Origin of the sequence: Sphingorhabdus arenilitoris, from assembly GCF_042651485.1 — a bacterium.
Classification (GTDB): domain Bacteria; phylum Pseudomonadota; class Alphaproteobacteria; order Sphingomonadales; family Sphingomonadaceae; genus Sphingorhabdus_B; species Sphingorhabdus_B arenilitoris.
On the sequence record NZ_JBHSDH010000011.1, the window covers coordinates 45765 to 65000 of the forward strand.

Annotated in this window: 20 protein-coding genes; 1 reads left to right on the forward strand and 19 read right to left on the reverse strand. The window is 54.4% G+C overall.

Annotated features, from left to right (window positions below; all coding sequences use genetic code 11):
• Positions 1-5: 5 nt before the first annotated feature.
• Genes ACFOWX_RS02965 through ACFOWX_RS02975 form a run of 3 tightly spaced genes read right to left on the reverse strand, consistent with a single transcriptional unit; the run spans position 6 to position 2566 of the window.
• Positions 6-602: a rod shape-determining protein MreD gene (locus tag ACFOWX_RS02965; protein ID WP_381421148.1), complete on the reverse strand. Its 597-nt coding sequence runs from the start codon at positions 600-602 to the stop codon at positions 6-8.
• Positions 599-1513, reverse strand: coding sequence for a rod shape-determining protein MreC (mreC, locus tag ACFOWX_RS02970; RefSeq protein WP_381421150.1), 915 nt, complete (start codon positions 1511-1513; stop codon positions 599-601). The genes ACFOWX_RS02965 and mreC overlap by 4 nt, the downstream gene beginning before the upstream one ends.
• Positions 1514-1528: 15 nt before the next feature.
• The gene (locus ACFOWX_RS02975; RefSeq protein ID WP_381421152.1) at positions 1529-2566 is read right to left on the reverse strand and encodes a rod shape-determining protein; all 1038 of its coding nucleotides are present in this window, start codon (positions 2564-2566) and stop codon (positions 1529-1531) included.
• Between the two features lie 187 nt (positions 2567-2753).
• On the opposite strand from ACFOWX_RS02975, the gene mutL reads away from it, so the two are divergent.
• Complete coding sequence (gene mutL, locus ACFOWX_RS02980; protein WP_381421154.1) at positions 2754-4601, forward strand: DNA mismatch repair endonuclease MutL; 1848 nt, start codon at positions 2754-2756, stop codon at positions 4599-4601.
• Positions 4602-4643: 42 nt separating this feature from the next.
• Here the strand turns inward: mutL and ACFOWX_RS02985 are convergent, their stop codons facing one another.
• The 16 genes from ACFOWX_RS02985 to ACFOWX_RS03060 all read right to left on the reverse strand — a co-directional run bounded on the left by ACFOWX_RS02985 (position 4644) and on the right by ACFOWX_RS03060 (position 19161).
• Positions 4644-6122, reverse strand: coding sequence for a S41 family peptidase (locus tag ACFOWX_RS02985; protein ID WP_381421156.1), 1479 nt, complete (start codon positions 6120-6122; stop codon positions 4644-4646).
• A gap of 215 nt (positions 6123-6337) precedes the next feature.
• Entirely contained in the window at positions 6338-8218 is a 1881-nt protein-coding gene (locus ACFOWX_RS02990; RefSeq protein WP_381421158.1) for a potassium transporter Kup, read from the reverse strand.
• A gap of 121 nt (positions 8219-8339) precedes the next feature.
• Complete coding sequence (locus ACFOWX_RS02995) at positions 8340-9443, reverse strand: glycoside hydrolase family 43 protein (protein ID WP_381421160.1); 1104 nt, start codon at positions 9441-9443, stop codon at positions 8340-8342.
• A 73-nt stretch (positions 9444-9516) separates the two neighbouring features.
• Positions 9517-10179: a hypothetical protein gene (locus ACFOWX_RS03000; RefSeq protein WP_381421162.1), complete on the reverse strand. Its 663-nt coding sequence runs from the start codon at positions 10177-10179 to the stop codon at positions 9517-9519.
• Entirely contained in the window at positions 10176-10634 is a 459-nt protein-coding gene (locus ACFOWX_RS03005; RefSeq protein WP_381421164.1) for a MaoC family dehydratase, read from the reverse strand. Before ACFOWX_RS03005 ends, ACFOWX_RS03000 begins: the two co-directional genes overlap by 4 nt.
• 63 nt (positions 10635-10697) lie before the next feature.
• The gene (locus ACFOWX_RS03010) at positions 10698-12038 is read right to left on the reverse strand and encodes a hypothetical protein (RefSeq protein ID WP_381421166.1); all 1341 of its coding nucleotides are present in this window, start codon (positions 12036-12038) and stop codon (positions 10698-10700) included.
• A gap of 382 nt (positions 12039-12420) precedes the next feature.
• Positions 12421-13530 carry a redox-regulated ATPase YchF gene (gene ychF, locus ACFOWX_RS03015; RefSeq protein ID WP_381421168.1) on the reverse strand — a complete coding sequence of 370 codons (1110 nt, stop codon included), beginning with the start codon at positions 13528-13530 and terminating at the stop codon, positions 12421-12423.
• Between the two features lie 96 nt (positions 13531-13626).
• On the reverse strand, positions 13627-13956 hold the full coding sequence (locus ACFOWX_RS03020) for a hypothetical protein (protein WP_381421170.1): 330 nt from the start codon (positions 13954-13956) through the stop codon (positions 13627-13629).
• A 116-nt stretch (positions 13957-14072) separates the two neighbouring features.
• Positions 14073-14642, reverse strand: coding sequence for an aminoacyl-tRNA hydrolase (gene pth / locus ACFOWX_RS03025; protein WP_381421173.1), 570 nt, complete (start codon positions 14640-14642; stop codon positions 14073-14075).
• An 86-nt stretch (positions 14643-14728) separates the two neighbouring features.
• Positions 14729-15391, reverse strand: coding sequence for a 50S ribosomal protein L25/general stress protein Ctc (locus tag ACFOWX_RS03030; RefSeq protein ID WP_381421175.1), 663 nt, complete (start codon positions 15389-15391; stop codon positions 14729-14731).
• 114 nt (positions 15392-15505) lie between these two features.
• Entirely contained in the window at positions 15506-16423 is a 918-nt protein-coding gene (locus ACFOWX_RS03035; RefSeq protein WP_381421177.1) for a TraB/GumN family protein, read from the reverse strand.
• Positions 16413-17399, reverse strand: a complete 987-nt coding sequence (locus ACFOWX_RS03040; protein ID WP_381421179.1) for a TraB/GumN family protein — start codon at positions 17397-17399, stop codon at positions 16413-16415. Before ACFOWX_RS03040 ends, ACFOWX_RS03035 begins: the two co-directional genes overlap by 11 nt.
• 40 nt (positions 17400-17439) lie before the next feature.
• Positions 17440-18084, reverse strand: a complete 645-nt coding sequence (locus ACFOWX_RS03045) for a hypothetical protein (RefSeq protein ID WP_381421181.1) — start codon at positions 18082-18084, stop codon at positions 17440-17442.
• On the reverse strand, positions 18081-18287 hold the full coding sequence (locus tag ACFOWX_RS03050; protein ID WP_381421183.1) for a helix-turn-helix transcriptional regulator: 207 nt from the start codon (positions 18285-18287) through the stop codon (positions 18081-18083). Before ACFOWX_RS03050 ends, ACFOWX_RS03045 begins: the two co-directional genes overlap by 4 nt.
• A complete protein-coding gene (locus ACFOWX_RS03055) occupies positions 18287-18748 on the reverse strand; it encodes a hypothetical protein (RefSeq protein WP_381421185.1) in 462 nt (153 codons plus the stop codon). Before ACFOWX_RS03055 ends, ACFOWX_RS03050 begins: the two co-directional genes overlap by 1 nt.
• Before the next feature lie 68 nt (positions 18749-18816).
• Positions 18817-19161, reverse strand: a complete 345-nt coding sequence (locus ACFOWX_RS03060) for a UrcA family protein (RefSeq protein WP_381421187.1) — start codon at positions 19159-19161, stop codon at positions 18817-18819.
• Between the last annotated feature and the right edge of the window lie 75 nt (positions 19162-19236).

Sequence of the window (19236 nt, forward strand, 5' to 3'; positions counted from 1 at the left end):
CATTATCATGTCGATAGCCGCCACCTGTCAAGCCGCGCGACAATTCTTACTATTAACGGATATAACAGCAAGCATAGCAGGATCTGCGGCAATAGCACGATCGCATCCGGACGCGCCTTAAATACGAGGCCAGCGCATAAAAGCCCGCCGAATAGGGCAAGGACCATCATGAAGGACGCAATCAGCCAGTCCTGCAAATGGTCGCGCCAAACCGCCCTGATGTCGATAATTTCGAGCGTGATCATGATCAGCGACCATATCAATGCGGCGCTGCCAAATGGTTGTCCGCTGAATATATCGTCAAACATGCCAAAGGGCAGGCCAGCCCACATCGGCCATAATCCGGGACGCAGCAGCCGCCAAGCAAGGAATATCATCAGGCCAAATGGTGGCAATATCGGCTGGCTTTCAATGATGGGCATTGCAGTGACCATTGACCCCAGCAGCACAGAGGCAATGGGAATGGCGATCATCGACAGCCGGGATTGTTCCCGGTAAAGCCGCGACTCATAGGTTCGCCCCGGACGTTTAAATGCCGCAATCGGGCTTTTGGTCAATCGGCTGATCGGGCGTTTTTTTAACCTGTTATCTGCCCGTTTCATTCCGGAGCCTCTGCCGCTTCGCCCGGCGCCATAGGTTGGTCACCCGGGATGGCCAGCGTTTCCATCGCTTCCTGCTCATAAATCGGCAGAACCATGGCATAGGGCGTGAAAGCAGGGTTGGCGAGCGGGCGGGCCAATGCGCCATCGGGGATAATCTTTACCACTTTGGCATAGGGGATATTGGGTCGAAACAGGCCGCCATTACCAGAAGTGACAACTATATCACCAATTTTGAATGGGTTAATGCCTAGGTTGACCGGCCGGATCATGACCATGCCATTGGCGGTTCCTTCGCCTGATGCAGCTATGCCATCGGCGATCCGCATGACCGGAACCGGACTGCCCGCATCGGTGATCAACAGAACGCGCGCAGTCGTCGGGCCAACCTCAACAATCCGGCCGATCAGCCCTTCGGGACCGCGCACCGGCTGTCCGGTTTCGATGCCGTAATTTGCGCCGATGGATAAGGTCGCAAGGCGCCTGCTGCTGCTCGCGCTGCTGCTAATCAGCCGGCCAATGGCGATATGGCCCGTCTCCGTCTCTTTCAGCTGCAACAGAGCGCGCAGCCGTTTATTCTCAAGCTTCACCGCCCGCGCTTCGATAATCTTGGTGCGGTTTGCCTTTACCTCTTTTGTCAGTGCAGCATTTTTTGATGCAGCGTCAAAATAAGCAGATGTGTTGCTGCCCAGATCGTTGACCGACCGGCGCAGACTATCGAACACGCGGGCAACCGGCGCAGTCACCTCTGTGCCGATTTTACGCAGCGCGGCAAATCCGGTCGGGTCAATGACCGAAATGACGAGCAATAGGCCCGCAAAAACCGCGCCCGCAATCGTCAGCACATAGGCCGCGAACAGGCTATATTGCGCTTTACGGGAAAAACCCGAAGGCCGGTTTTTGGACGGCGCCATGGGGCGCAGCGCCGGTTAAGCGGTCAGCAGGACGCCCCGGAAGACTTCGTCTTCCATCGCCCTGCCGGTGCCAATGGCTACGCAGGTAAGCGGGTCCTCGGCGACCGTCACCGGCAGCCCCGTTTCATCACGCATAAATTCGTCTAGGCCTGCCATCAACGCGCCGCCGCCGGTCAGGACGATGCCTTGGTCAACAATATCTGCGGCCAGTTCAGGCGCAGTATTTTCGAGCGCAATCCGCACACCTTCTATAATCGTGCCAATCGGCTCGCTTAGTGCTTCAGCGATTTGACCTTGGTTGATCGAAATCTCTTTGGGCACGCCATTTACAAGGTCGCGGCCTTTGATGTGAATGGTATGGCCAATGCCGTCGGCCGGTGCCTGCGCGGTGCCAAAATCCTTCTTGATCCGTTCAGCAGTCGATTCTCCGATCAGCAGATTGTGGTGGCGGCGGACATAAGACACGATGGCTTCGTCCATCTTGTCCCCGCCGGTGCGGACCGACGTGGTATAGGCCAAGCCGCGCAGCGATAGGACGGCAACCTCGGTTGTGCCCCCGCCAATATCGACCACCATCGAACCAATGGGTTCCGTAACCGGCATATCCGCGCCAATAGCCGCAGCCATCGGCTCTTCGATCAGGAACACTTCCGATGCGCCGGCATTGGATGCGGCATCGCGAATGGCGCGGCGTTCCACGCTGGTCGATCCCGATGGAACACAAATGACAATTTCGGGATAACTGAACATCCGGCGTTTGCCGTGCACTTTGTGGATGAAGTGCTTGATCATCTGCTCAGCCACGTCAATATCGGCAATCACCCCGTCGCGAAGGGGGCGGATGGCTTCGATGCTGTCTGGGGTTTTACCCATCATCAGCTTCGCATCATCGCCCACAGCTTTTACCCGCTTAATCCCGTTCAGCGTCTCAATCGCAACAACGCTCGGCTCATTCAAAACAATTCCCTGGCCGCGGACATAAACGACCGTGTTGGCGGTGCCGAGGTCGATTGCCATATCTTGGGAAGCAAAGCGGAAAAACTTATTAAACATATATAATCCATCAATTTTTGCAGGAGCGGGCGGCCCCTGTCTAGACTTGGTCAAATTAAGCGCCGTCCAATCGCGCTGTCCTAGCGGAAATTGCTGTTTTTCGAAACAGATATTTGTCGGATCAAACCTAGCAGGACAGGGCGATTAGGAGTCGCTTGCGACGCCCACTTGGGTTAGGATTAACGATATGTCAATAAGAAGACTCCCCGAGATACTCATCAACCGCATCGCAGCCGGTGAAGTGGTGGAAAGACCGGCCAGTGCGTTAAAGGAACTGATCGAAAATTCAATCGATTCTGGTGCCGCAAATATCGCAATCCGGCTGTCTGCCGGCGGTTTGGACCTGATTGAGGTGATCGACGATGGCTGCGGTATGCGCAGCGACGACATAGCGCTGGCTCTGGAACGCCATGCGACCTCGAAATTGCCCGACGAGGCGATTGAGCTGGTTGAAACATTGGGCTTTCGCGGTGAGGCCTTGCCCTCCATTGCCAGCGTGTCGATGATGACCATCGAAAGCCGGGTGCGCGGTCAAGATGGCTGGCGGCGGGTGGTTGATCACGGCGTCTTGGCACAGGAAGGACCATCGGCAATCCCGCCGGGGACAAAGATACGGGTAGAAAATCTGTTCGCCAAAATCCCGGCGCGGCGCAAATTTTTACGCTCGGCGCGCAGCGAATATGGCGCGGCGATGGATGTGGTGAAGCGGCTGGCCATGTCGCGTCCTGATATTGGTTTTACCGTGGAGCATGATGGCAGGCGGGCGTTGCAGGTGCAGGGCGATATGGACCGCCCATCGCGGGTCGCGGCGCTGACATCGAAGGATTTGGCGGATAACAGCGTTGCGCTCGACTATGAACGCGAAGGCGTCAGGCTGGGCGGGATTGCCAGCGTGCCGACATTTAATCGCGGCATTGCCGATCATCAATTTCTGTTCGTGAATGGTCGCCCGGTGAAGGACCGGCTGCTGATCGGTGCGGTGCGCGGCGCCTATGCCGAAATGCTCGCGCGTGACCGGCATGCGGTTGTCGCGCTATTCCTTGACCTGCCGCCAAGCGAGGTTGATGTGAATGTCCACCCAGCGAAGACCGAGGTGCGTTTTCGTGAGCCCAATTTGATCCGAGGCATGATTGTATCGGGCCTGCGCCACGCGCTCGACCAATCCGGTTTCCGCAGCGTGCAGCGCGCCGCCGAGGTCAATTGGCAGCGCGAGGAAATTGCAGCTATCCCGGACCCGCAAGGCAATATTTTTACGCCGCAGGGACAGGTGCCGCATCCGGCCTATGAACCCTCTGGCCACTATCAATCGCGCCCGCCAAGCGGGGTTTTTTCGTCGCTTGCCGAAAGCCGCAGCAGCTTCGCCGATATGGGCCGGATAACAGGCGAAGACCTCGCCCCGTTGATGGGCCGCGCCGCCGAAGCGCATGAGGCTGTGCCCGAAAGCAAGCGCCATCCTCTAGGTATCGCGCGGGGGCAGGTGGCCAACACCTATATTGTGGCGGAGGCCGAGGACGGGCTCGTTATCGTGGATCAGCACGCCGCGCATGAAAGGCTGGTGCTTGAACGGATGCGCCGAGCCATGGCGCAGGCGGGCGGCGCAGTGCCGTCGCAGGCATTGTTAATGCCGCAAGTTGTCGAACTGGACGAGCCTGCCTGCGACCGGCTTGAGGCGCGGGCGGAGGAACTGTCTGACTTCGGGCTGGATATTGAACGCTTTGGCCCGGCTGCGATACTCGTGCGCGCTACTCCAGCTGTGCTGGGCGGGGGTGATGTCCGCGCGCTGATTGAGGATCTCGCCGATGACTTGGCGGCCTATGACGAGGCATTGTCGCTGAAAGAGCGGATCGACTTGGTCGCTTCCACCATGGCATGCCATGGCAGCGTACGGGCTGGGCGGGTGCTCCGCGTGGATGAGATGAATGCCCTTTTGCGCGAAATGGAGGTCACGCCGCATTCAGGCCAGTGCAATCACGGGCGGCCTACATGGGTGAAACTCGCGCTGGGCGATGTGGAGAAATTGTTCGGGAGGAAATGAGCCTGTCTGGTTCTAGGACGCATTGCGCCATTACACGCAATGCTATTTGGATTTAAGCAGATTTAATGCTGTCTCCATAATCACATCGCGTCCATTTGCTATATCCGCTGGCTTTGTTTTGACCAAGAAATCCGGCTCAATCCCTTTATCTGGCGCCCGATTTTTGGGGAAAAAGCCAATTAAAGGCAAATCAAATTCTAATCCAGATGCAGGCAATCTCACAAAGAAGAACCGGCCGCCATTGATCCCGCGCTGATTACCGCCGGTCGGCTCACCCACCAGCGTCGCAAAACCCGCTCCCTTGCAAAGGGAGGAAAAGCGGAAAGTGGCAGAGCTGTTTTGCGGCCCGGTGAGTATTATCATCGGCGCAACAATACGCGGGCCGCGCGGTGCAATGCGTGTCTCTTCCTGGCTCCGCGCCAACGCAAAAAGCCGTGTGTCATGGGGCGTAGCGCCTTCGCCCAATGTCCTGAAGCTGTCATCCCATGTGTCGAGATAAGGATCGATTGCCTTGGGCGTTGTTCGGTAGCTAACGAGCTTTATCTCGTCGGTCAATGGCACATTGTTCTTCGCAAAGCGGGCGATCAATTCATCGCCACAATCTTCGCCGCCTTCGTTAGCGCGGATATCAACAATCAATCCGCGCGCATTTTCAAGCGTGTTCAGCCGATCGTTCAACCATGCCCGCCAATCCCAGTTACTGTTATACGTTCCCCAATCATTCATCGTCAAAACCGCAATGCCGTCTGGCCGCATGTCCCATTGCCATAACGGTTCATCAGCCTTCACCGCTTTTGATCGGCGATATGATTGCCGGTCCTCATATGAAATCGCGGGTATCATCGCTATTTTTCGTTGGCCTGCGGGCAATAGCATGTCAATTTCATGCATCCCGTTGGCGGGCGCGCCGTAAATCAGCCCGTGAAAAACATCGAATGTTTCAAAATCTTCATATCCAGAAATGGATAATAATGCCCGGCGTTTGGCATCATTATGTCCATCAGCCCGCACATAGGGCAGGAGTGCGGCCAGTATCTTTTTCGAAGGCACGCCGTTAATGCGCAGCACCTGCGTTCCAGGCTGTAAGGCAATGCCGCTGCCATGATCGGCGGTAACCACCATCGCGGATTCGATCCATTGGAACGCAAAAGGCAGACGCGTCTTTCGTTTGAACAGCTCCGTTTGAACAGCTTCGCTTTGATTGTAAAAATTGGCGTAGCTATGCCCGCAGCGGATGCTGGCAAGGAAGCGGGAAAGGGCAAGATAGCGTTGAGCCAGATCGGGTGCATTGACAAAACTGCGTTCCAGCGCCTTTATGCCTGCATCGGCTTGCCGCGGTGAAAGATAACGATAAAGACCGGGGTGGAGCGCGGTAAGCGCCTCGCGCAAAATTGTTATGTCATCCGCATATGTTTTGGCATTTGTTGGCGCTTCTGCGAATAATTTTTGTCCTGTTCCCCCCATGCCCAGTATAGCAGCGGAGCAACCCAAATGAACCACAGATCGTCTTGTTAGCATCATAGACTATAGCTTTCTTGCTGGCTGATCCCTGCCATGGATTCCTTACGCCAGCGCTATTTAAGCATTATTTTCCGCCAGGTTGCAACGTCTGAATTCTGCCATCATCGTTAAAGGTCAATTCCGGCACCCTCACATGGCGCAGAGGACCCTGCCCAGGCAATTGGCTGAAGCGATCGCTAAGCGATGTTGAGAAATTATTTCGACGTAAATACCAGCTAGATTTCAACCTGCGCGCCCATTTCGACCACTCGGTTGGGCGGGATGCGGAAAAATATCGTGGCCCGGCCGGCATTGCGGTTCAGAAACGCGAAAATGCTGTTGCTGATTTTGCGGATTAAGCTGCCTTTTGATTTGAATGTGATTGTTTCACGGCCGAGGTAATAGCTGGCTTGCGCTGGATCGATATCCAGCCCCATGGGCTTACACTGACGCAACCGGCGGGGCACGTCGATGCGTTCGTTAAATCCATAATTGAATGTCACGCGGTGGAAATTAGGGCCGAGTTTTTCCACAGATATTTTCTGATCCTGCTTGATCCGGCCGGTCGGTAACACTTCGACATGGAGCAGCACTACATTTTCGTGCAGCGCCTTATTATGTTTCAAATGATGGAGCAGGGCGGTCGGAACGCCGTCGCTCAACGAAGTTAGGAATATGGCCGTGCCCGGTGTGCGCAGGATCGAGCTTTTCGGTAAACGATCCACAAATGTTTGTGCCGGCATCAAATCTGCCTGCGTTGCGCTGCGCAGCCGCAGCCGCCCGCTTGCCCAGATGCTCATCAAAGCAAATATCGACAGCGCCACAATGACCGGGAACCAGCCGCCGTCGAAGAATTTGACGAGGTTCGCGCCCAGATAGATAATATCGAGCGGCAGGAAAATCAGCGCCAAGAGAGCCAGCAATGGCCGCCGCCAGCCCCAACCATACAGCACCACGAGCACGATCACCGTGGTGATCACCATATCCAGCGCGATGGCGATACCATAGGCCGCAGCCAAATTGCCCGATGACCGGAACATCAACACTAACAGCACCGTCGCAACCAACAGCATCCAGTTTACCAGCGGGATGTAAATCTGGCCAAAGGCTTGCCCATCCGTTTGCACAACCTGCATCCTTGGCAATTGGCCGAGCTGCATGGCCTGCCGCGTTAGCGAGAATACCCCAGAAATCACGGCTTGCGACGCCACACTTGCGGCCAATGTAGCCAACACGATTAGCGGGATCAGCGCCCATTCGGGGGCGAGGTGGTAAAAGGGATTGGCGACCTCGGCAGCGTTGGACAGCACCAATCCGCCTTGGCCAAAATAGTTAAGCAGCAGCGCGGGCAAGACGAGGAAGAACCACGCCCGGCGGATGGCAGGGGCGCCGAAATGTCCCATATCAGCATAAAGCGTCTCACCGCCTGTCACCACCAGGAATACCGTGCCCAGAACGAGTAAAGCGGTGCCCGGCTCGCTGAACAGGAAGGCGAGGGCATAATGCGGACTGAGCGCCACCAACACGCCGGGATTCAAGAAAATGCCGCGTATCCCCAGTAGCGCCAACGTGGAGAACCAAATGAGCAGTAATGGCCCAAATACTTTACCGATTTTACCGGTGCCAAAACGCTGTATAGAAAATAGCCCAATGATGATGCCGATAGTAATCGGGATGATAAAGGGTTCAAACCGGTTGCTGACCAGTTCCAGACCCTCAATCGCGCCCAATACTGTGATAGCAGGCGTGATTGCGCCATCACCATATAGCAGTGCAGAGCCGAATAGCCCCGCGATAATCAGCCATTTTTTGAAATTGCTATTATCGTCGCTCTTCTTTTTCAGCAGCGATACGAGCGCAATGATCCCGCCTTCGCCGCCATTGTCGGCGCGCATAACAACCATAATATATTTTATGGAGATAACGAGGATCAGCGACCAGGTGATCATCGACAAAACGCCGAACACATGGAACGGACTTACTTCCAAATGCGCATGACCCAAAAAACTTTCCCGGAAAGCATATAGCGGGCTGGTTCCAATATCGCCAAATACAATGCCAAGCGCACCCAAGGTAAGCGGTATTGTTTTTTGGTCTTTTTCGGTATGTTGGCTCAAAATATCATGATCCTGCGGCGGACCACTGCACCGAGTCGTCCAAAGAGGGGCGCTTTATCGCTATTTTTAATCTTGGGAAATAGATAAAAACCGCCCCCTGCGCGAAGTGCCCAGTGCCGCGTCATTTACCGCCGGGGTCCAACGTCCGAATTTGGCCATTTTCATCAAATTCGAGCGGGGCAACTTTCACATTCCGTAAATGGGTTTTTCCCGACAATTGGGTGTCATGATAGAAAAGATACCATTGGCCGTCATGCTGGGTGATGGAATGATGGGTGGTCCAACCTTCCACTGGCTCCAATATCGTGCCGCGATAGGTAAATGGGCCATAGGGGGACGTGCCCGTGGCATAAACAAGATAATGTGTCTCACCGGTGGAATAGGTGAAATAATAGAGGCCATCCCGCTTAAACACCCACGCACCTTCGAAAAAGCGGCGATCCAAATCTCCGCCAAGCAGCGGCTTGCCGGCTTCATCGGTGATCAATATGTCGCGCGGCGCTTCATCAAATTCCAGCATATCGCCGCGCAGCCGTGCTATTTTGGGAGCAATGGCCGGGGCACCGGGCTGACCTAGGTCGCTTTCCGATCCATTGGGATCATAGCTGCCGGTGGCCCATTTTTGCAGCTGGCCGCCCCATATGCCGCCAAAATAGATATAATGCGCACCATCATCATCCCGGAAAACGGCAGGATCAATGGAATAGCTGCCTTTCATCGGCTGCGGCTGCGCTTTGAATGGACCTGTCGGACTTTTCGACGTCGCCACGCCCAAGCGGAAAATGCCGGATTTGTCCTTTACCGGAGAATAAAGATAATAACTGCCATCCTTATACGCCGCATCGGGTGCCCACATTTGCCGCCCGGCCCATGGCACATCCTTTATGTCCAGCGCCACGTCATGCAGCGTCACTTTACCGCCGACTTTATACATCGACAGAACGCGGTAATCCCGCATGGCAAAATGATTGCCTGCGCCATCCTCTGCAACGCCGGTTTCAATATCATGGCTGGGATAAATATAAATCCGTCCATCATTCCAAACATGGGCGCTGGGATCGGCGGTGTAAATTTCGGAGATTAGCGGCTGCGCGAGATAATTCCCTTCAGCAGCGGGAGGCGGAGCGGCTTGGGCTATTTGCGAATTTTCCGCGCTGTAGCTTTGACACGAAGCAAGTAAAAGCCCAATGATAGCGCTACCAAATTTACTCAAACGCCCCGACATTTCAATTCTCCATCTCAATTTTATGAATGGCAGGCCTCTGACATGGATTATCGCCGCGTGCAATATCCTTTGCTCATGCTGCAGTTGCCGTAACCGGGCAACGCGCTGGGCTATTGGCGGGGTCGCCCTTACCTATTTCGATTAGGCTGTTTGACGTAACCGTCTTGTCCGCATTCAGATCGGCCAGCGTTGTGGCTATGCGATAGGTCCCAGGATTATCGTTTTCATCAAAAAAGAAAATGTGACTGAAGGTAAACATGGCAAATTCGGGTGTGGGCTTAAAATCGAATATTTGCGGCTCGCCATCACCGCTGTGTAACGTGCCATCCGGTCTAAAAAACTGGATCGTTAAAGCTAGCGAGCAGAGGCCGTTTGCCTCTGTCTTGCATCCCTTTGCCGCGTGATAGAGCTCGATCCGGTCATTAAGCGTCGCAGCCCGCAGGCTTTGTGCCTTTTCAATCAGCATTGCATGCCGATCAAACATGGACTGCTCCTGCCCCTGACAATCCATCGCCATTATTTGCATGATGGACAATTCACCATCACTGGCGACTTGGGCAGGGCCCTGTTCCGGATTTTCCCGATCCGCTTCGATATCAAGCACAGGTGGCAGATTTCGTTGCGGTGCAATCTCGATCGGCAAAGGCGCAGGAGGCGGCAATTCCATGGGATTTTTGGCGAATGCAGGATAAGCTGCCCATAATGTTGCCGCCAAAAATAGACTTAGATATCTCATGCGCTGACTTGTGGATCACGCACCTGAATCAAGCCGTTGCTTTCCATTTCCATAACCAGCTCGTCATGCTGATTATAGACGCGCGTTACGCCTTTGAAGATGCCCATTTCGGGCCGGTTCTTGCTCCGCCGTTTAGACAACACTTCGCTCTCACAGCGCAGCGTGTCACCGGGATAGACGGGCTTTTTCCATTGCAGCCGATCTAGTCCCGGGGAGCCAAGCCCAGCTTGCGCATTCTCTTTCATATTATCGACCATCATCCGCATCGCCATCGCGGCGGTGTGCCATCCGCTGGCGGACAGCCGCCCAAAATGCGTGGCGGCGGCGGCGGTGTCATCAAGGTGAAAAGGCTGCGGATCATATTTGCTGGCAAAATCGATCACTTCCTCGCGCGTGACCGGATAGCTGCCAAAGCGGCTGACCTTGCCGATTTCAATATCTTCCCAATATAGCATGACAATCTCCCTTGCGCTTCAATTGCGCAATAATCGCGGGGGCGCAAGGGAGATTAAATTGGGTTAATGGCCGATCGATAACCGCGTAAATAGCGTGTATCCCATCGGTCTATTGCCATAGACGCTGTTCAGCGCGGAAGGCTTGGCAAAGGCAGACACCGTGCCGCCTAACGCCAGATTCAAAGGCCCGGTCAGCGGCAGCCGGTAAGCATAGCCCGCTTGAAATTTGCTCACGCGAAAAGAATCCTCGTGGCGCGGGTCTGCCTCATCGGGAAATAATTCACGGTTTAGCACATTTTCAAATCGGCCAAAGACAGTGTGATGATCGGTGATATCCCAATTCATCTCGGCCACCAATGCGGTGCTGTCATCGCCGCCGATGATGTTCTTTTTGCTATAGGCCGCCATCGCCGAAAAACCGCCCGTATTTGCATAATGCACCGATGCGGTCGTCCGCTGCTCATCCTCATCGGGATGCGAAACTTCGGGGCTTTTCAGGCGGCCGGTGCTGACCTGCATCGCCCATGCCGGCGATGGGTTATAGGTAGCCCTTACGCTCCACGAATCCAGCTTTGGCTTTTCGATGCCCCAGCGTTCCTCATCAGGTTCACGCCCGCGAAAGGCGGACGCTTCCAGCTGGAATGTATCCGTGGTTACGCCAGCGGTCACCACGCCGTAGGTGATATGCGTGCTGTCAAACCAATGATGCGTGATCGGCGCTTCGGGATTCAGCTTGGCGCTGCTCCGGTGCATAAAGACAGATGGCCCAAGCGCAGGTTCGCCCACCGGGCCGCCATAGACGAAGAGGCTTGCGGCATCGCCAATATTCACATCCACCCGCGCCGATAGCTCCATGAAGAAATCATGCGGATGCTGCCGGTCGACCAGCGGCGCGCCGCCCGCCGTTTCGCCGGTGGCGAACAGACTAGGATAGCCGCGATTGGACATTAAAGGTTCCAGGCTGTTCATAGTGCGGAATTGGACTTTGCCCCAGTCGGTATCATGCTCCGCAGACAGCATAAGCATGGATTGCACATAGGCCTTGTCATCGCCGCGCGGGCCGGTTTGCTTGGTATACACGCCGTTCGCAAAGCCGTGCAGCATCACCATCCAATCACCCGTCGCGAGATGCAACCCATGATGACCGCCTTCATTGCCGGGCAGTAGCGCCGTGCCGGAGCCTGTTGCATTTGCCCGTGCCGTATCACCCATTGACGACATATCATGCTGCATCTTTGAATGATCCATTTTCGAATGATCGACCGGTTTTTCGGCATCAGCCGGACCGTCCTGTTTCATATCGTCCATATCATGGCCATGAAGCCCCGTATGGTCCTGCGCAATTGCCGGCGCAGCAGTAACAGCGAGCGCAGCAGCGCCCGCAAAAAATAAAAGTGTTCTCATCAAATTAGCCTGACTCAAAGAATTGAAATTATCGTTTCATTCTCTGGTTCATGTTCGCGGTGGGGGGGTCGCCGGGGAGGCAATGCTGCCCGCCATTTCTTGTAATGCAGTGATTGGGATGATTGCATCTATTGTTGTCATGCGATCCATGGCGGCAATTTTAGGGACATAAGCGATGCATCCGATACATCCGCGATGCGCCGCGATTTTTTCCCTCATCGGCCCTTTGTGTTCTTGATCCGCCTTGGCTTTCTCGCCTGACTCATGGCAGGATGCTGCAACATTTAAAACCGGCGATAACGGCATTGACGCAGCGGGAAAAGCAAGGGCCAAGCAAAATAGCGCGATGAGGAATGAACGAACCATATCCCGTATATAGCAGCTACACGTTAAATTTGAAATGCAGGACGTCGCCGTCCTTTACCACATATTCCTTGCCCTCTTGCCGTAGCTTGCCGGCATCGCGCGCCTTGGCTTCACCGCCCAGCGTGACGTAATCGTCATAGGCGATGGTTTCGGCGCGGATAAAGCCGCGTTCAAAATCGGTGTGGATTTCGCCAGCGGCTTTCGGCGCTTTGCTGCCGGTTTCAACCGTCCATGCGCGGGCTTCTTTTGGTCCAACGGTGAAGAATGTGATAAGGTGCAAGAGGTCGTAACCAGCGCGGATGACGCGAGCGAGACCGGTTTCTTCAAGGCCAAGCTCGCTTAAAAACTCCATCCGTTCGTCCATGTCCATTCCGACAAGTTCGCTCTCAATCTTTGCGGAAACGACGACGGCATTGGCCCCTTGTTCCTCGGCCATTTTGAACACAGCCGCACTGTGGGCGTTGCCGTCCTTCGCCTGTCCTTCACCAACATTGCAGACATATAGAACCGGCTTGCTGGTCAAAAGCTGCGCCTGCGTCATCATCCGTCGTTCGTCGGGCGTGTCCAGCTCCAGCGTGCGTGCTGGCTTTCCTTCGCGCAGCAATTCAAGCACGCGGCCCAAAAACTCGGCCTGCGCTTTCAATTCCTTGTCATTATTCGCGCGTTTCTGCAGGGCAGGAACCCGCTTTTCAAGGCTCTCCAGATCGGCGAGCATCAATTCGGTTTCCACCGTTTCTGCATCAGACACCGGATCAATACGATCGTCGACATGCTGAATCTCGTCGCCGACATCGGCATTTTCGAAACAGCGCAGCACATGGACGATCGCGTCCACCTCGCGGATGTTGCCCAGGAACTGATTACCCAGTCCCTCACCCTTGGACGCGCCGCGCACCAGCCCCGCGATATCCACGAAAGTCAGCTGCGTTGCGATAATCTTCGCGCTGCCCGCAATTCCGGCTAGCTTGTCGAGCCGCGTGTCGGGGACCGCAACGATCCCTTCGTTGGGTTCAATCGTGCAGAACGGATAATTCGCCGCCTGCGCCGCTTGCGTTTCGGTCAGCGCGTTGAATAAAGTTGATTTTCCGACGTTGGGCAGGCCAACGATACCGCATTTGAAACCCATAAATTCCTCTTGGGAAATGAAATTGCGGTTGTCCTTAGGCGAGGGCGTCTAGACTGTCTATCCACTCTGCTTAAATAGGGGCTGTTTTGTAGAGGATTACTGATTTTTTTGTGCGGCCTCTAACTGGGCTTTCATTTCAGCTTCGCCTTGCGGAATAAACACATAGACCATGTAAAGCCATGAAGCCAATGCCATAACAGGTAAAAGCAAAAGAATGATCACAACAGATTTAGTGTTACCGGTAAGACTTTTCAATTTTGGCGCTATGATCAGGCTAATTCCAATCAAGCTTAGGGCAGCCCATATCCATAGGCCAATGTCTTTGCCTATTCCTGACAACTGGAGCAGAATTAGCAAGCCGCCTGAAAAGACAACAAACAGGAACGCCAACATTTTTGTTGGAGCAGTGCTTAAGAATTTTATCATTTATCTCATTTCTCAAAAAACCAGGTCGTTACTAAAGCGTGCAATCTCGCATTATACAAGCACGAAAATGCTAGTTATTGTAGTCATTTGATCCATTTATAGACAGCTATGTTTTACTATTCGGCCATCCGCATCGCGTAGTCATTCATGAAGCGCACATCATCGCCCTTCGCCAGCCAGTGCGCTTCGGCGGCGATGGCGCCCAGCATGTCGGTCAGCGGTTCAAATTCGCTTTTGTGGTAATCGCCGAGCACATGCCCGGTCACGCGGTCTTTATGCCCAGGATGGCCAATACCGATACGCACACGGCGGAAATCGGGGCCGATATGCTGGATGGTGCTGCGGATGCCGTTATGTCCGGCTGCGCCGCCGCCCTGCTTCACCTTTATTTTGAAGGGGTCTAAGTCAAGCTCGTCATAGAACAGGGTCACATCATCCGGCGTGCATTTGTAAAAATCCATCGCCGCGCGGACCGACTGCCCGCTTTCATTCATGAAAGTTGCGGGCTTTAACAGGATGATTTTCTCCCCGCCTATGCGGGCTTCCTGAATCCAGCCCTTGTGCTTTTTTTGCGGCGGGGCACATCCCTCAATCTCGGCCATGGCGTCCACCACCATAAATCCGACATTATGCCGGTTAAGCGCATAGCGCGGTCCGGGATTTCCAAGGCCTACCCATATCTGCATTGCATCCGGTTACCCTGCTTGGCGGGCAAAGAAAAGGCCGGAGCGCAAATTTGCGTCCAGCCCTTTTTTCGTAACCGTTAAACGGTTTATTCGCCGTCTTTATCTTCGGCGTCGTCTCCGCTGGCTTCAGCTGCTTGTTCTTCGGCTTCATCCTTGCTGGTATCGCCTTCGTCAGATTTCAGCGACGATGGCGCAACAATCGTGGCGATGGTAAAGTCGCGATCGGTGATTGCGCTTTCGCTGCCCGCTGGCAACGTGACCGCGGAAATGTGGATCGAATCGCCAACATCCAGACCGGTTACATCAATTTCAATATGGTCCGGTATAACGGTCGCATCGCAAATCAGCTCCAGCTCGTGACGAACAATGTTCAACACGCCGCCGCGTTTCAGGCCAGGCGATTTTTCTTCGTTGATGAAGTGCACGGGGATCGCAACGTCAACCTTCGCGCCCTTTGCAAGGCGGAAAAAGTCGACATGGACCGGACGATCAGTGACGGGGTGAAACGCGACATCCTTTGGCAGGACGGTCTGTGTTTCTTTGCCCACGGTCAATTCGACCGTGCTGTTGGTGAAGGAACCGGTCATCAATAATTTGACGAGTTCTTTCGCTTCCACATGAATGGCAACGGGGTCTTTTTTATTGCCGTAAATAACGGCAGGAACGCGGCCCGCACGGCGCAATGCACGGGAGGCTCCCTTGCCAGCCCGTTCGCGCAGTTCGGCCGACAATGTCAGCTGATCGCTCATAATATATCTCCAATAAAATTTATCTTTGCCATGACGCCTCCAGGGATGACCATCATGTGCAAGCGCGCGCCTATATGCGCGGTGGCCGGTAAATGCAAGCGCCGTCAGCCAATATTATTGGATTCTTTCGACGCGGTAGCCTTTGGCAGATAATAGCGCCGGCAACCCCCCTTGCCCCGCAACATGCGCCGCACCGACCGCGATGAAAGGCCGCCGCCCCGCATCGATCATCGTCGCCGCCTGTTCGGCCCAATTGCGGTTGCGATTGTCCAGCAGAACAGCACGCAGCCGCGGTGACGCCATAATGCCGGTTTCGGTGCCTTCCAACAGCGCATCGACATCGCCGCGCATCCAGCGGTCTAACAATAGCTGCATATCCGCCCGTGCGTCATCATAGTCGCGCAATATCGCCGACAGCATCAGCCGCTGTTCGGATTCCGGCAATGTGTCGAAATAGCCAAATTGCTGCGTTATGGTTTCCAATCCGCTATGGGGCCGGTCCATTGCCTTAAACCGCATTTGCAATATCGCCTCCACGCCAGACGCGCTGTTGAGCCCCAATCCGCTGCTCATCGATGATGCAATGGTGAGCGCCGCTGCCCATGTCTCCATCGCGTTCATCGCATGGGCCGGAGCCGCAATTTTCCCCGCCGCTTTGTCCAGCTCATCGGCCAAATCGGCCGAAACGCGCTTATCCAGCGGGGGTAGGCCGCGTGTTATGCCCATATGCGCAAATATAGCCGCTGACGTCTGTTTATCATCCAGTCCAGTAACCTCGGTCACAAGGCTCAGCGAATCGTCAATGGCCCGGTCCAGCGCTGGTCCCTGCCAATCGGTACCCGCAGGCAGGGCATGAACTGTACCGAAAATATAGGCTGACCCGGCCCCCGGTTTATTCGACGTCACTTTCCATAAAGCGGGCTTGCCATCCGCTGGCGCGGTGACCGGGGGCGGATCATCCTGCCGCGAACAGGCGGCGAGGAGCAATAATGATATTAGCCAAAAGTAGCGCATCACGGGTTTAATAAACAATCCGCTCTGCTTTTAACCCATAGGCTGTGATTAAATGCGGCACGCTGGTAGGGCCGGACAAATGCCCCGCGCCCACGGCGATAAAAATGGTGCCCGGTTTTTCCATCCGGTCCGAAATCCACCGCGCCCAATTGGCATTGCGCTGCGTCAATAATTTTTCAAACAGAACAGGATCGCTAAAGCCCGCATTCATTAATTCAGCAAGCTTCTCTGGATCGCCTGCCGCCCAGGATTTGACTAAATCATCGAGCGATGCGGTGGTCGCATCCAGGTCGCGGGCTGCTTCGATCAGAAACTCGATCTGTGTTTCTTCGGGTAAACTATCAAACAGACCAAGCTGATATTCGGCAGTTTCCAAACCCTTAATCGGTTTTTTTGCTACCAATGCGCTGGACTGCAATATGGTTTCCGCGCCGCTACCGGGTTGATAGCCCGCCTTTGTCAGCGCCATGATCTGCATCGTCACCCCCGCCGCCCATGGGTCCAGTGGATCAAAGCTGGCTTCGGGCAAGCCCAGTTTTTTCATCGCGGCTTCATACACAGCTCTGTCTTCGGCCGATAATTTGTCGCGCAGACTTTTTCCGCTTTGGTCAATGCCATATTTGCCGAATAATTGCGCAGCCTCCGCATCTGCACCAGCGGGCAGCTCCATGACCAGCGTATCGGATGCGTCAAAGGCGGTTTTTACGGCCTCATCAAACCAGCCCAATCCCGGCTTCAAAATATGGACGGTTCCAAACAGATAAATATTGGTGTCTTCATCCTTGATCAGCCACAGTGCAGGATCGGCATCGACGGTTTCAATTTTCGCATTTTCTACTGGCGCTAGGGGGTCCGCCGCTTCATCGGCCGCCTCTGCCTCCGGCACTAATATATCCTTTTCTTGCGCTATCACAGGCGGCGCTGCGCCAAAGGCGACTGCGCATAGCAATAATGTCGCGGCTGACAGAGCATATTTGGGAATGTGGATTTTCATGGATATTTCCTTTGGAGAGGGATGGGATGAGCAGGCTGTTTTAGCTATATTTTTTCCATAGCCATATCACCAGCCATATCGTTAAGGTCATGCTATAGATCATTACGTCGCTGGGTTCACGTACCATCCCGCCGCGCCATAGCACCCACCAAATTGGCCAGATGATGGAGTAAAAATATATGGCGTAAAATGCGCCTTCGCGGTAGGCGAAGGCTTCTTGTTCATCAACCGCGCGCCTATGCCAATATACTGCGATCGCCGGGACGACGAGGCCCCAGAGCAGGGCAAAAATAATCGCGGCGTTACGCGGTACCGCGCCATCACTAAATACATCAAATGTTTGTCCGTCTGTAACCCATATGCCGCCGAAACTTGTCGCCGCGCCCAACAACACGCAAAATATCATAATATTACGGTTAAGCTTTTCTTTCTTGGTCGGGGCTTCAGAATGTAGCGCCACCTTCCGCGCCAATTTATATATTCCCCAAATAGAAGCCACGACTATCGCAGCGAAAAGAATAGCAATCGCGATAAATTCTACCGATGGGGTTCCGCCGCCATCTTCAAAATGCGCGGTCGCCATGCCGACAAGGATGCCGGCGCTAAACAGACCCGTAAGCCCTAGTAGCAAAAAGACTGCGCCCTTCGTCAGCGCAGAATCCAAAAGCTGTGCTTTATCCATCATGCGTCTCCTTCAAATTCATCGTCGAAAATTTCTTCAATCGGCATATCGAACAGCCGGGCAATTTTGAATGCGAGCGGCAGCGACGGATCATATTTGCCCGTTTCAATGGCATTCACCGCTTGGCGAGAAACATCTAGCTCCTCACCCAGCTGCGCCTGACTCCAATCGCGCATCGCCCGCAACACTTTAAGTTTATTTTTCATTAGACGCCCCGCCAGCGGTGCCATTGAAAAGCGAATGTCACAAACATCGGAGTGATAGCCCAAATCCACACGATGCCGGTGACCAAGCCACGATGGCTGGCCTCTTTCGCAGTCGTGCCGCTTTCCAGTTCTACCAGTTCACCTCCTGTAATGCCCATTGCCGCGCCGTATACGACCAACATCGGCAGCGGTAGGATGATGAGCGCTCGCACGACCGTTTGCGATGTCTTCTGCCACAGCAAGGTTATATATTCATCATGCATGAAGCGGGCGAATACCAAAAAGCCAGGGATGATTAAGGACGAAACTGCCAAGGCCAAAGCGATGGGATCAAAAAGGCCGTAATCCAACTCACTGCCTGAAATGGCTTCGCCGATCATTTCCAATATCCATAAGATATTCAGCACGAAGCAGAAGTCGATCAGCCGGTAAAAAAGCCGGTAGCGGAATTGGTCTTTCATAATGGCTCCCCTATTTTTGGTAAAGGGCAGGGCCGCGGGTCAGGATGCGGCCCTGCCGATGTTTACTATCACGCCTTTGGAGACGCGTTATTGCGGGTATTAATGGCTTGGCGAGAGGCCGATCCCGCGATGGCGAAATCCACCTGCGATTGGACGGCGCTTTTCACCTCACTCCGGCACCGAATTTCCGCTTGGCGGTCACCTAATGAGCGGCCATTGGACGTACCGCAAATTTGCTGAGCTGCGCTGTTGATGCGGCTGTTCAAACGGGCTTGGTCTTTGGCAGAGTTCAGGTTGAGATCGTCAATATTGACGCGGACGCTAATGGTTTCTTCGCTTTGTGCATGAGCGGCAACAGGTGCCAAAATGGCGAAGGTAGCGGCGAGGGAGAGAGTGACTTTCTTAAACATCATAATTTCCTTTTTTAAGTCCCTTGGGAGAGGGTGGTTTGGTTAGGTGTGGCTGACGTTGTGTCATGCTACCCTTAC

Bases quoted from the DNA above. Each gene is read 5' to 3' on its own strand.
- ACFOWX_RS03020 (WP_381421170.1), bottom strand. From the start codon at position 13,956: ATGATAAAATTCTTAAGCACTGCTCCAACAAAAATGTTGGCGTTCCTG.
- pth (WP_381421173.1), bottom strand. From the start codon at position 14,642: ATGCAGATATGGGTAGGCCTTGGAAATCCCGGACCGCGCTATGCGCTT.
- ACFOWX_RS02985 (WP_381421156.1), bottom strand. From the start codon at position 6,122: ATGATGCTAACAAGACGATCTGTGGTTCATTTGGGTTGCTCCGCTGCT.
- ACFOWX_RS03060 (WP_381421187.1), bottom strand. From the start codon at position 19,161: ATGATGTTTAAGAAAGTCACTCTCTCCCTCGCCGCTACCTTCGCCATT.
- mutL (WP_381421154.1), top strand. From the start codon at position 2,754: ATGTCAATAAGAAGACTCCCCGAGATACTCATCAACCGCATCGCAGCC.
- ACFOWX_RS02995 (WP_381421160.1), bottom strand. From the start codon at position 9,443: ATGTCGGGGCGTTTGAGTAAATTTGGTAGCGCTATCATTGGGCTTTTA.
- ychF (WP_381421168.1), bottom strand. From the start codon at position 13,530: ATGGGTTTCAAATGCGGTATCGTTGGCCTGCCCAACGTCGGAAAATCA.
- ACFOWX_RS03030 (WP_381421175.1), bottom strand. From the start codon at position 15,391: ATGAGCGATCAGCTGACATTGTCGGCCGAACTGCGCGAACGGGCTGGC.
- ACFOWX_RS03045 (WP_381421181.1), bottom strand. From the start codon at position 18,084: ATGATGGATAAAGCACAGCTTTTGGATTCTGCGCTGACGAAGGGCGCA.
- ACFOWX_RS02965 (WP_381421148.1), bottom strand. From the start codon at position 602: ATGAAACGGGCAGATAACAGGTTAAAAAAACGCCCGATCAGCCGATTG.
- ACFOWX_RS02975 (WP_381421152.1), bottom strand. From the start codon at position 2,566: ATGTTTAATAAGTTTTTCCGCTTTGCTTCCCAAGATATGGCAATCGAC.
- ACFOWX_RS03005 (WP_381421164.1), bottom strand. From the start codon at position 10,634: ATGCTATATTGGGAAGATATTGAAATCGGCAAGGTCAGCCGCTTTGGC.
- ACFOWX_RS03055 (WP_381421185.1), bottom strand. From the start codon at position 18,748: ATGAAAGACCAATTCCGCTACCGGCTTTTTTACCGGCTGATCGACTTC.
- ACFOWX_RS03010 (WP_381421166.1), bottom strand. From the start codon at position 12,038: ATGAGAACACTTTTATTTTTTGCGGGCGCTGCTGCGCTCGCTGTTACT.
- mreC (WP_381421150.1), bottom strand. From the start codon at position 1,513: ATGGCGCCGTCCAAAAACCGGCCTTCGGGTTTTTCCCGTAAAGCGCAA.
- ACFOWX_RS03050 (WP_381421183.1), bottom strand. From the start codon at position 18,287: ATGAAAAATAAACTTAAAGTGTTGCGGGCGATGCGCGATTGGAGTCAG.
- ACFOWX_RS03040 (WP_381421179.1), bottom strand. From the start codon at position 17,399: ATGAAAATCCACATTCCCAAATATGCTCTGTCAGCCGCGACATTATTG.
- ACFOWX_RS03000 (WP_381421162.1), bottom strand. From the start codon at position 10,179: ATGAGATATCTAAGTCTATTTTTGGCGGCAACATTATGGGCAGCTTAT.